Source organism: Chitinophaga sp. (assembly GCF_036569125.1).
In the GTDB taxonomy this organism is placed as follows: domain Bacteria; phylum Bacteroidota; class Bacteroidia; order Chitinophagales; family Chitinophagaceae; genus Chitinophaga.
Genome location: NZ_DATCRF010000572.1, coordinates 1 through 10,233, shown reverse-complemented (window position 1 = coordinate 10,233; position 10,233 = coordinate 1). Strand labels below are relative to the sequence as shown.

The window sequence follows — 10,233 nt, the reverse complement described above, 5'->3', positions numbered from 1 at the left end:
CGGTAATAGTATTGGTAGCTGGTATATGCGTTAAGCGTTCAGCACTCAACGTTAAGCGTTCAGCACTCAGCGTTAAGCGTTCAGCACTCAGCGTTAGGCGTTAGGCACTCGGTATTAAGCGTTCTCCCCCGTGTTTGAAATTCGTAAGCTTTTGTTTGAATCGTTTAAGCGCTGCAAATCACAGGCAGCTTACTTTTGAGCTCTAAATACATTCATTTATGCAATACAGGAAACTGGGAACCACGCAGGAACAGGTATCCGCCATCGGGTTAGGATGTATGGGTATGAGCGCCTTTTATGGCGACAGGAACGATACGGAAAGCATTGCTACTTTAAACCGGGCATTAGACCTGGGTATTAATTTCTGGGACACTGCCGACATGTATGGCAACGGGGAAAATGAAAAGCTTATCTCCCATGTACTGGCGCCCAATCGTAACAAAATATTCATTGCCACTAAGTTCGGGTTCCGCTCCCGGGATGGGCAAGCCGGCCACAGTGGCAGCCCCTCTACCTATTTCGACGGATCGCCTGAATGGGTAAAAACCGCTGCAGACAATAGTCTTAAAAGACTGAAAATAGATACCATTGATCTGTATTACACGCACCGCGTAGATCCGCAGGTGCCTATTGAGGAAACCGTAGGCGCGATGGCCGAGCTGGTGAAAGCCGGCAAGGTGCGTTACCTGGGCTTAAGTGAAGCATCTGCAGCTACCATCCGCAGGGCGCATGCGGTACATCCCATTACAGCGCTGCAATCGGAATACTCTTTAATGACGCGGGATGTGGAAGACAGTATTTTACCCACGCTTCGTGAGCTGGGTATTTCCCTGGTCCCCTACTCTCCCCTGGGCAGAGGGTTTATTACGAATGCCATGGACGTACAATCCCTGCCGGACAGCGATTTCCGCAAACAGCTGCCCCGCTTTACCGGTAATAACCTGGCTAACAACCAGTCGCTTACACAAGAGCTTACCGCTATTGCAAAAGATAAGAGCTGCACGCTGGCGCAATTGGCGCTGGCCTGGGTATTAGCACAGGGCCAGGACATAATTCCTATTCCCGGCACCAAACAACGTAAATACCTGGAAGATAATGCGGGCGCTGTTAACGTAACGCTTTCCGCCGCTGATCTTGCTGCTATTGGCGAACTGCTGGAACGCTACCCTGTATCAGGTGAGCGCTACCTGGAAGGATCCATGAAGCTGATAGATAAATAAAAATTGAGGTTAGCTGTTTTTGTGCAAGGGCGCCTGCAGTAATTTACCTACTCCAGGCTGCCCTTGACTTATTTGTTGATGGTAGTATAATCGGGCTGCAGATCAATGGTCATAAAACCGATCAATCCTTCGTCCCTGAACTGTTGCATAGTATACTCGATCACCTGCTCCGACGGGCCGGCAGGGTCCAGTAAACGAACCTTTGTTATTTTACAGGTGCGGCCATCCGTGATATAATCAGCCCCTACACAAACACGCCCGTGCATTTTGGTGGCCATCACCAGGGGAATATCTTTTTTAAGATGATCAATGATCACCAAGGGATCGTTAAAACGGCCGTAGGAAATGTATACGCGTACATTCACCGTTTCGCCGGCCTCATTCTCATAACGCCCGCCCAGGGGCATACGCGCCAGCTCATAGTTTCCTCCGGCGCCGCGGTTCACCAGCTGACCGAAAAGCTTTAACACCTGCTTTTCCTGTGTTTCCGGGATACCCACCGCATTCAGCACCATTTGATTACAGGCGGCCCAGCACCATAAAGGTTGTTTTTGTAATGCATAAAAAGAGCCGGGAGTGGCAATATCCACTGAGTAAGCCTGCATTGTCTGGGCGTTAACAAAAGCTGTGTGCAGCAGGTATAGCACTGCGTATAACACAATACGTTTCATAGCGGGACCGGGGATTTAATAATTAACTATGTACACTTATTCCGTAAAATGTATTCGGATAATAGGAGAGGAATTGGATGCTCAGCGTAATAGAAACAGGAGTTAAATGTAAGTCGGTTGATCTTAACTGAGGATTAAGATACATCTTTTTTTGAAATTCAGCAATAATCTTGGAGCAGGCTGCCCTGTACCGGAACCCGGCTCACAGGGCCAGGCAGCGCCTCACTTTTTTGGCTTAGCCGCAGGCGCTATCTTATTATATGCCAGCGCACGCCGGATCCAGTAATTAAAGTCTGCTGCAGCCTGTATATCCGCTGCTGCTATCAGCACAAAACTTTTCAGCGGCCGGCCGCCAAAGGCCATTTCATGGCAGCCCTTCCTTTGCAGCGCCTCCGCATATTCCGCTGGATCTATACGGCACATCAGCTCATCTTTCATAACACCCAGGCACATTTTTCCATCTACCATAAAAGTAAGTCCCCCCATCATTTTCTTTTCTTCCAGGGCAGGCTGCCCGGCCAGCGCCTTCCTTAACCGTGTGGCCAGCTGTTCATTGTAAGGCATAATGTATGCAGTTATTGGTGGTGATCGCTTCTCCGGTAAATTTATAAAAAAACCGGACAGGCATCTGCTGTTACCATAATGATGACGGAATTTACCCCTTTATTAGTCGCTATTACCCCTCTGGTATAATATAAAAGAGTTGCATCTTTGCTACATAACATTTAACCTGTATTAAATTATTGATTACTTAAAAACCTCAAACCATGGAAAAACAAGTATTCAAAATTGCTGTGAACGCACCCCGCGAAAAAGTATGGAACATACTCTGGGACGATGCCTCCTACCGCGACTGGACTTCCGTATTCAGTGAAGGCTCCCGCGCAGAAACCGACTGGAAAAAGGGCAGTAAGGTATTCTTCCTGGATCATAAGAACGAGGGGATGGTAGCTACCATTGCTGAGAACATTCCCAACGAGTACATGTCTATAGAGCACCTGGGCTTTGTAAAAAATGGCGTAGAAGATATGGAAAGCCCCGGCGTAAAGGAATGGGCCGGCGCTCATGAGAACTATACGCTTAAAACGGTGAACGGGCAAACAGAGCTCACCGTTGACATGGATATTACCGAACAATACAAGGATTACTTTCAGCAAACCTTTCCCAAAGCGCTGGACCGTGTAAAAACACTGGCGGAAAATAATTAGCAGCTATGCGGGGTAATACTGTAGCGCCTAAAGATACAGATGAATATATAGCCATGCTGCCCGCGGCTTTCAGAGGCACGCTGGAAAAGCTGCGGGCGCTTATTCAATCCCTTGCGCCGGAAGCGCAGGAAATGATCAGCTACCAGATCCCCTGCTTTAAGTATTACTATATGCTGGTGGGTATTGGAGCCAACAAGCAATACTGCAGCCTGTATGTAATGAGCCCTCCGCTGGTTGCCGCCATGAAGGAGGAGCTGAAGGGGCTGAAGGTATCCGGCGCTACTATTCATTTTGAGCCGGATGCACCCTTGCCCGTAACGCTGATCAAAAAGATCGTGCGGGCGCGCATGCAGGAAAATAAGGAAAAGGCAATGGCTAACGGAGGGCAAACTAAAAAGAATGTAAAATCATAAATGTAAAAGTGGAATGCAGCGATTGGGTCCGGCCCAGGTATCGCTGCATTCCACTTTTACATTTATCTCGTTCATAAAGTCTTTTCAAAGGTCTCTATGAACCTCCTTTGTCGGTTTATCTCGTTCATAAAGTCTTTTCAAAAGTCTCTATGAACCTCCTTTGTCGGTTTATCCCGTTCATAAAGTCTTTTCAAAGGTCTCTATGAACCTCCTTCGTCGGTTTTACATTTATTGTTTTACATTTTACATTCTTCTTAACCTATTTACCTGCCTGGTAAATTATTTTTCCTTTGGCAAGGGTATATGCTACCTCTGCAAACCGTTTACTATCCGTTGCAGGATCTGCTTCCAGCACCACAATGTCGGCATCCATACCGGGTGCAACACGGCCGGTTTGGGCGCCCATCCCGAATTTTTTGGCAGGCGCTGTTGTAAGGGCAGTCAGGATCTGGTCAAAGCTAAAACCTGCCTGTGCCAGAAAGTCAAATTCATCGGTGGTGGAATAGTCTGTTACATAACCTACATCTGTACCAAACAATATTTCGCCGCCTGCTTTTACATAAGTGCCGGCCTGCTGTAAGGCGGTGGCTATCAGGTTGCCGTTATCCAAAGGAAGCCCTATTCTCAGCAGCTCCCATTTAAAGAGTTTTAAAGAGGGAATGAGCGCTGTTTTATGCGCCAGCAAATTGTGGATGGTGGCGGTGTCCCAGGGTCTATGGTCGTCCGGCGCCACATGCGCAAGTATGTCCACGCCACTTTCAACAGCTATCTCCACCCCGAGATCCGAAGTAGGGTGCGCAAATACCGGCTTACCTAATGCATGTGCGGCGCTTACTGCGGCACGGGCTACGTCCAGCGGCATAGGTACTACCTCGCGGCCGTTGGGTGAGGCGGCCCATATTTTTATACCGTCAGCGCCGGCCCGGATCTGCTTTTGCACATAAGCGGTGGCTTCTTCAGCAGAGCCTATTTCCGGCAGCTTCAGGGGCCTGATATAAACGGGGCTTCCGTCAGGCGGTGTAAAAGGTACGCCCACGCTCATTATGGCCGGCCCGCTCACCTCCCCTGCTGTTATTCTTTTACGCAGCGCCAGCAGGTTGGAGAAGTCAAATACAGCCAGGTCAAACACATGGGTAAAACCATAACGGCCAAACATTTCACTGAGCTGTTTGCTTAATTGTGCCGCAGGCAGGCTGTCGGCATGCAGCCATTTAGGTTCAATAAAATGCACATGGCAGTTCCAGAAACCGGCGGTCAGCACTTTTCCCTTACAGTCAATAACATAGGCATCTGAAGGTATTTTAACGGTTTTTGAGCTGCCTACGGCAGCGATCTTCCCATCTTTCACCAGCACTACACCTGCGGTAATGGGCTTTGCGCCCGGGGAAGGATAGATCTTAGCACCTGTTAATGCGAGCACCTGGCGGTTTGCTACAGATTGGGCCATGGCTGGCAGATACAGGGCTACAATTAAGAGAATGGCGGATAATTTCTTCATTGTAATAGTTTTTCCTGCCTTCCAAGTTAGCGTATTTCCAGGTTACCGGCATATTTGTATACTGTAATTCTCATGCTGTATATTTATCGGGCAACAGCAGCTCCGCCGGAAATAATCATGGTTTCATGCATCTATGCGTAAAAATAAAGCGGTAGTACGCTACCTTGCATTATGCTAACAAAAGACACCTTTATAGTATTGGGGTTACTGCTGCTGGTGATCGTAATCTGCATCCGCACTAAAAAACTAACGGTTACGGCTGCACTCACTGCCGGGGTGGTGGGTTACCTGGTATTTGCAGGCACGGGATATAACGGGCTGTTACTGCTGGGAACTTTTTTTACGCTGGGCGTGCTGGCTACAGCGCACCGGAAAGATGTAAAGGCTGGCCTGCATCCCGAAGGCGCTCATCCCCAGGCCAGGAATGCCTGGCAGGTGCTGGCCAATGGCGGTACTGCTGCATTCATGGCGGTAATGGCAATTATTCATCCGGCGCACGCCTTCCTGTATCATGTTATGCTGGCGGCCAGCCTGGCAGCAGCAACTTCAGACACCCTATCTTCTGAGCTGGGTATGGTATACGGCCGCAATCATTATAACATATTAAGCTTTAAAAAAGATACCCGCGGGCTGGATGGTGTAGTGAGCCTGGAAGGTACGCTGACAGGCGCTGCGGGCGCATTCATCATTGCCGCCGTATATGCGTTAGGGGTTGGCTTTAACAGGTATTTCTTTTTTATAGGGCTGGCAGGCATACTGGGCAACCTGGCAGATTCTGTGCTGGGCGCTTCTCTGGAGCGCAGGCATTATATCAATAACGATGTAGTGAACTTTCTGAACACCCTGTTTGCGGCCTTTTGTGCATGGCTGTTTAGTATACTAATGTAGGGATCACTTTTGTGCGGTAAGTAAAGATACCTTCCAGGCGTTTGCCTACAAACAGCGCATGGGCCATCGTTCCAAGGATACCAAAAGGTAAGCGGTAGTGCACAATATCCGTCATCTCCACCCCTCCTTCCACTGCTTTAAAATGATGCTGATGATGCCAGAAAGCGTAGGGCCCGAAACGTTGTTCATCTACAAAATAACGCAGGTGATCCACATGCGTGATCTCCGTCATCCAGTACAATGGTATGCCTAATATGGGGCGGATGGTGTATTCGATAATAAGGCCGGCATACATGCCTTTGCTGTACTCACCCTCTTTTACCACAAAGCGCATATCCGGCGGGGTAATGGCCTGCAGATTAGCTGGTGTGCTGAAAAATTCCCAGGCACGTTCCAGCGTGACGGGTAAGAATTGCTTGCGTTGAATTAAATATGTTTTTGCCAAAACGTGCAGGTTTACCGCTAAAATAGGCAATATTCATTTGTCTTTCCGCCAGGCTCATTTCAAGGCCAGGAATGCACCATCCACAATAAACAGCTTTACACCCTGTTCGGAAGATGTGCGGTGTGAGCTCAGCTCATCAGATACCTGGTACGACATGCCCTTTGTTAGCCGGTAGGTGCTGCCATCTGCCAGCTCTGTGGTCATTTCCCCTTCAATACAGTAAATGATATGCCCCTTTGTACACCAGTGATCTGCTTTATAGTTTTTAGAATACTCTACAATGCGGATGCGCAGATCGCCGTATTGCAGTGTTTTCCAATATGCTTCGCCGGTATCGCCGGTATGTTTTGTGGCCGGTATGCTGTCCCAGTCAGTGGTTTGGAAAGGAATATTTGCAGGATGCATGGGTTACGTGATTGTTTATATAACCCGTAATTTATAGGATTTCATAACAAAAGTGAAATGTATAACTTTACCGCCAAATACCTATACCATGAGATCCCTCCTGCTGCTGGCCTTTGCAGGTATGCTGCCTTTGCGCGCATTTTCACAGGATACTACTATTCTTTTCATGAATAAATACTGGAACGAGGTGCCAGCCGGGCAGGCTACGCATATGCGGCGTGTGATAAGCAAAGGTGAGGATGCTACCGGACAGCTGTATGAGATCCAGGAATATACCATCAGCGGCCGGCTGCTGGGGCGCATGTTATCCAATTCCAAAACAAAATTACTGCTCAATGGTTACCGTACCTGGTATAACAACAACCAACAGCCATCCAAAACAGGCTATTATACTAAAAGTAAACCCAGCGGGCAATGGACCGATTATTACTATAACGGACAAATGAAAATGCAGTACTCCTTTGCAGCAGATGCAGCCGCTGAGCCCTGGCAGCCGGAAGGATATGCCTGCAGCATTAATAACAGCTGGGATAGTACGGGATGTGCAGAAGTGATAAACGGGAATGGATGGTTCCTGCGCAGGAGTGACAGCGCCGGCGTGGTATTGGAAAGAGGGTTGGTGCGTAATGGGCTGCCTCAGGGCATTTGGCAGGGCTTTGATAGTAAAGGGCAGCTACAGTATGAAGAGGAATATGCAAATGGCAAATTTCTGAAAGGTATATGCTGCGGGGAAAACGGGCAGGAGACCGTTTACGATTCCATACAGGCTTCCGCGTCTTTTCCCGGCGGGTATAGTGCCATGACAAAATTCATTAGCCAGCATATAAAATACCCTGCAGCAGACAGGAGAATGGGAAATGCAGGCACGGTAATAGTACGGTTTGAAATAGATAAAAAGGGCAACCTTACTGAAAGTACCATACACCGGGGCGTATCCCAACGTATTGATGAAGAAGCGCTTCGGGTAATATCACTCATGCCTTTATGGGAGCCCGGGAAGCTGAGAGGGAAAAATGTACGGATGGCATTTTTCCTGCCGTTGAAGTTTGCCCTTGAAGCTAAGTAACCGTATAACCGGTACCGTAAGAGTACGAGGTTTTGATTTCCTGATAAGTTGTTATACCTTTCATTGTAAATTTTAATTATATAACCGTATCCTATGCGCATCCTTAACATTACACTGCTTTTCAGTGCCTTATTATTATTTTCCTGCAGCAAAAAAGATGATGATAAACCCGCCGGCGGTGACGACAATACCGTAACCGTGGGTAAAAAAGGCGCTGACTTCAGCACCAACACCACCAATGGCACCTGGTATGGTAATATTACCCTGCTGAAAAGCCACTGGTTCTACACCTGGGGCACTACCCTGCCGTTTGACCAGGCCCCAGGCAACTGTGAGTTTGCCACCATGTTCTGGGGTAAAGGCAATGTAACGGCCGATAATATTGCCTACGTTAAACAAAAGAAAGCAGAGGGTAAGATAAAATACATCCTGGGCTTTAATGAGCCAGACCTCGGAGACCAATCCAACATGAGTGTGGATGATGCGCTGGCATTATGGCCGCAGCTGGAAAGCATTGACTTACCGCTGGGCAGCCCGGCAGTATCATGGCCTACGGCGCAGTGGTTCACTGATTTTATGACCAAAGCTGCTGCACAGAAACGCCGGGTAGATTTTATTTGCGTACACATGTATGTAGGTACAGACGATGTACACTTTGTAAAAACACTGCAGGACCTGTACGATAAATATCACCTGCCTATCTGGATAACGGAGTTTGCTACCTGTGCCAATGATGCCAAAACTATGCAGGAGAACCCGTATACACCGGCCATGGTGCTGGGCTTTATGCAAAGGCTGTTACCGCAGCTGGAAGCCCTGCCCTTTGTGCAGCGTTATTCCTGGTTTTCCGGAAACCCTACCAGCAGCCGCTTATGGTCGTCTGCATTAATAGATGCGAATGGTAAGCTTACAACGCTGGGACAATGGTATGCCGCGTACAAGCCGAATGATAAGATCAAATAATTAATAATTAAGAATGAATAATTAATAATCGCAGGGCAACACATGAAGTAACAAGCATTCTTCATAATGCAGGGAGACCTACCCCCGGGAGTACCTGCATCCATTATTATTCATTATTAATTGTTCATTATTAATTAAATAAATGCAGCGGTATAGTATCGCTGCATTTTATTTTTAATTTTTACCTTTTAATTTTTTCCTTAGCAAGTGCCCCTTCCACATCCAAAGCCCGCTTAAGATCACTACCGGCAAAAACACCCAGCGTACCGCATTTGCAGCAGGCGGGTTGGCGGCTACCGGCCCATAGATATATCCCAGGATGGGGATGCTGAGTATAATGTGTAACCAGCGGATGATCTTACGTTCTGTGGCTGCTTTCATATAAAATGTTTGTTACACAAAACTAGGCCCCTCCCCTATGGCTTTTTATGGAAAGTAGACATGATGGGAAAATGTGCCGATAAGATGTACCTTGCAACATGCTCATTCAAGCCTCCTGTTTGCTCAATTTTACCAGCGAAATGCCGGTGCCAACCACCTTTATGTTACGTGCTAAAAGCGGTGTGGGACAATTTATAGTGAAAGAAGAAATGCACACCTACCCTTACCAGACCATGACGGAGTTTACAGATACCTACGGCAACCTATGCCAGCGCATTGTGCTGCCGGCAGGCAATTTCCAGATAAGAAGCACCGTGGTGGCGGACTGCGCGGATGCTATTGATGTAAATTACAGCGCCTCATGGACGCCAATAGAATTGCTGCCCGACTATATTTTGCATTACCTGCTACCCAGCCGTTACTGTGAATCTGATAAGCTGGCCTCGCTGGCCATGGACATCACGAAAGACCTTGCGCCGGGTTATGCGCAGGTAGAGGCTATACGCCAATGGATCCAAACCAATATCATTTACCAGTATGGTACTACGAACAGCTCCACCTCTGCCTATGATATTTTAGCTACAAAAACCGGCGTATGCAGGGATTTTGCACACCTGGGCATCGCCCTTTGCCGGGCAATGGATATTCCGGCAAGAATGGTAACCGGTTACCTGTATGAATTAAAACCCATGGACCTGCATGCCTGGTTTGAGGCATATCTTAACGGCCGCTGGTATTGTTTTGATGCCACCCAAACCGAGCCCAAAGGCAACCGCATCACCATCGCTTACGGGCGTGATGCTGCAGATGTGGCTTTTGCCAGCCATTTTGGACAGGTAACCCTAACCGCTATGGCGGTAACGGTAGAACAGCCCCAGCCCGGTACAATTAGCCTTTAGGCATCAGGGCATTTGCGGATTATATTCCCCACCCCTACCTTTGCGGAGCATAAACGCCTTTACGGAAAAGGCTAAACGGGTTTTAATTATGGGAACGATCAGCATACTGGGTTGCGGATGGTTTGGGCTGCACCTGGCTCAATCATTGATCACAGCGGGTTTTACGGTAAAAGGTT

General features: G+C 48.0%; 13 protein-coding genes. 7 read left to right on the top strand and 6 right to left on the bottom strand.

Annotated elements, in window-relative coordinates; genetic code table 11:
* The first annotated feature begins 218 nt into the window (after positions 1 to 218).
* On the top strand, positions 219 to 1,220 hold the full coding sequence (locus tag VIM87_RS21575) for an aldo/keto reductase (protein ID WP_331999012.1): 1,002 nt from the start codon (positions 219 to 221) through the stop codon (positions 1,218 to 1,220).
* 68 nt (positions 1,221 to 1,288) lie between these two features.
* On the opposite strand, the gene VIM87_RS21570 is transcribed toward VIM87_RS21575, so the two are convergent.
* Both VIM87_RS21570 and VIM87_RS21565 read right to left on the bottom strand, forming a co-directional pair.
* On the bottom strand, positions 1,289 to 1,891 hold the full coding sequence (locus tag VIM87_RS21570; RefSeq protein ID WP_331999011.1) for a papain-like cysteine protease family protein: 603 nt from the start codon (positions 1,889 to 1,891) through the stop codon (positions 1,289 to 1,291).
* Positions 1,892 to 2,113: 222 nt separating this feature from the next.
* Entirely contained in the window at positions 2,114 to 2,455 is a 342-nt protein-coding gene (locus VIM87_RS21565; protein WP_331999010.1) for a TfoX/Sxy family protein, read from the bottom strand.
* Positions 2,456 to 2,658: 203 nt separating this feature from the next.
* Here VIM87_RS21565 and VIM87_RS21560 point away from each other — a divergent pair, with 203 nt between their 5' ends.
* Both VIM87_RS21560 and VIM87_RS21555 read left to right on the top strand, forming a co-directional pair.
* Positions 2,659 to 3,099 (top strand): SRPBCC domain-containing protein, encoded by a 441-nt coding sequence (locus VIM87_RS21560; protein ID WP_331999009.1) that lies wholly within the window; start codon positions 2,659 to 2,661, stop codon positions 3,097 to 3,099.
* 5 nt (positions 3,100 to 3,104) lie between these two features.
* Positions 3,105 to 3,512, top strand: a complete 408-nt coding sequence (locus VIM87_RS21555) for a DUF1801 domain-containing protein (protein WP_331999008.1) — start codon at positions 3,105 to 3,107, stop codon at positions 3,510 to 3,512.
* 259 nt (positions 3,513 to 3,771) lie between these two features.
* Here VIM87_RS21555 and VIM87_RS21550 read toward each other — a convergent pair whose 3' ends face one another.
* On the bottom strand, positions 3,772 to 5,010 hold the full coding sequence (locus tag VIM87_RS21550) for an amidohydrolase family protein (protein WP_331999007.1): 1,239 nt from the start codon (positions 5,008 to 5,010) through the stop codon (positions 3,772 to 3,774).
* Between the two features lie 171 nt (positions 5,011 to 5,181).
* Between VIM87_RS21550 and VIM87_RS21545 the strand changes: the two genes are divergently transcribed.
* Positions 5,182 to 5,898, top strand: a complete 717-nt coding sequence (locus tag VIM87_RS21545) for a DUF92 domain-containing protein (protein WP_331999006.1) — start codon at positions 5,182 to 5,184, stop codon at positions 5,896 to 5,898.
* On the opposite strand, the gene VIM87_RS21540 is transcribed toward VIM87_RS21545, so the two are convergent.
* Complete coding sequence (locus tag VIM87_RS21540) at positions 5,882 to 6,343, bottom strand: SRPBCC family protein (RefSeq protein ID WP_331999005.1); 462 nt, start codon at positions 6,341 to 6,343, stop codon at positions 5,882 to 5,884. The two genes, VIM87_RS21545 and VIM87_RS21540, sit on opposite strands and share 17 nt — an antisense overlap.
* 54 nt (positions 6,344 to 6,397) lie before the next feature.
* The gene (locus tag VIM87_RS21535) at positions 6,398 to 6,748 is read right to left on the bottom strand and encodes a DHCW motif cupin fold protein (protein WP_331999004.1); all 351 of its coding nucleotides are present in this window, start codon (positions 6,746 to 6,748) and stop codon (positions 6,398 to 6,400) included.
* Between the two features lie 88 nt (positions 6,749 to 6,836).
* Between VIM87_RS21535 and VIM87_RS21530 the strand changes: the two genes are divergently transcribed.
* Complete coding sequence (locus tag VIM87_RS21530; RefSeq protein WP_331999003.1) at positions 6,837 to 7,814, top strand: TonB family protein; 978 nt, start codon at positions 6,837 to 6,839, stop codon at positions 7,812 to 7,814.
* 93 nt (positions 7,815 to 7,907) lie between these two features.
* The gene (locus VIM87_RS21525) at positions 7,908 to 8,777 is read left to right on the top strand and encodes a glycosyl hydrolase (protein WP_331999002.1); all 870 of its coding nucleotides are present in this window, start codon (positions 7,908 to 7,910) and stop codon (positions 8,775 to 8,777) included.
* A gap of 174 nt (positions 8,778 to 8,951) precedes the next feature.
* Here VIM87_RS21525 and VIM87_RS21520 read toward each other — a convergent pair whose 3' ends face one another.
* Positions 8,952 to 9,158: a hypothetical protein gene (locus VIM87_RS21520; protein ID WP_331999001.1), complete on the bottom strand. Its 207-nt coding sequence runs from the start codon at positions 9,156 to 9,158 to the stop codon at positions 8,952 to 8,954.
* Positions 9,159 to 9,319: 161 nt separating this feature from the next.
* On the opposite strand from VIM87_RS21520, the gene VIM87_RS21515 reads away from it, so the two are divergent.
* Positions 9,320 to 10,057 carry a transglutaminase family protein gene (locus tag VIM87_RS21515; protein ID WP_331999000.1) on the top strand — a complete coding sequence of 246 codons (738 nt, stop codon included), beginning with the start codon at positions 9,320 to 9,322 and terminating at the stop codon, positions 10,055 to 10,057.
* The last annotated feature ends 176 nt before the right edge of the window (positions 10,058 to 10,233 follow it).

What these genes read in the sequence shown, in the direction of transcription:
- VIM87_RS21575 (WP_331999012.1), top strand. Translation starts at nt 219, where the DNA reads ATGCAATACAGGAAACTGGGAACCACGCAGGAACAGGTATCCGCCATC.
- VIM87_RS21570 (WP_331999011.1), bottom strand. Translation starts at nt 1,891, where the DNA reads ATGAAACGTATTGTGTTATACGCAGTGCTATACCTGCTGCACACAGCT.
- VIM87_RS21565 (WP_331999010.1), bottom strand. Translation starts at nt 2,455, where the DNA reads ATGCCTTACAATGAACAGCTGGCCACACGGTTAAGGAAGGCGCTGGCC.
- VIM87_RS21560 (WP_331999009.1), top strand. Translation starts at nt 2,659, where the DNA reads ATGGAAAAACAAGTATTCAAAATTGCTGTGAACGCACCCCGCGAAAAA.
- VIM87_RS21555 (WP_331999008.1), top strand. Translation starts at nt 3,105, where the DNA reads ATGCGGGGTAATACTGTAGCGCCTAAAGATACAGATGAATATATAGCC.
- VIM87_RS21550 (WP_331999007.1), bottom strand. Translation starts at nt 5,010, where the DNA reads ATGAAGAAATTATCCGCCATTCTCTTAATTGTAGCCCTGTATCTGCCA.
- VIM87_RS21545 (WP_331999006.1), top strand. Translation starts at nt 5,182, where the DNA reads ATGCTAACAAAAGACACCTTTATAGTATTGGGGTTACTGCTGCTGGTG.
- VIM87_RS21535 (WP_331999004.1), bottom strand. Translation starts at nt 6,748, where the DNA reads ATGCATCCTGCAAATATTCCTTTCCAAACCACTGACTGGGACAGCATA.
- VIM87_RS21530 (WP_331999003.1), top strand. Translation starts at nt 6,837, where the DNA reads ATGAGATCCCTCCTGCTGCTGGCCTTTGCAGGTATGCTGCCTTTGCGC.
- VIM87_RS21525 (WP_331999002.1), top strand. Translation starts at nt 7,908, where the DNA reads ATGCGCATCCTTAACATTACACTGCTTTTCAGTGCCTTATTATTATTT.
- VIM87_RS21520 (WP_331999001.1), bottom strand. Translation starts at nt 9,158, where the DNA reads ATGAAAGCAGCCACAGAACGTAAGATCATCCGCTGGTTACACATTATA.
- VIM87_RS21515 (WP_331999000.1), top strand. Translation starts at nt 9,320, where the DNA reads ATGTTACGTGCTAAAAGCGGTGTGGGACAATTTATAGTGAAAGAAGAA.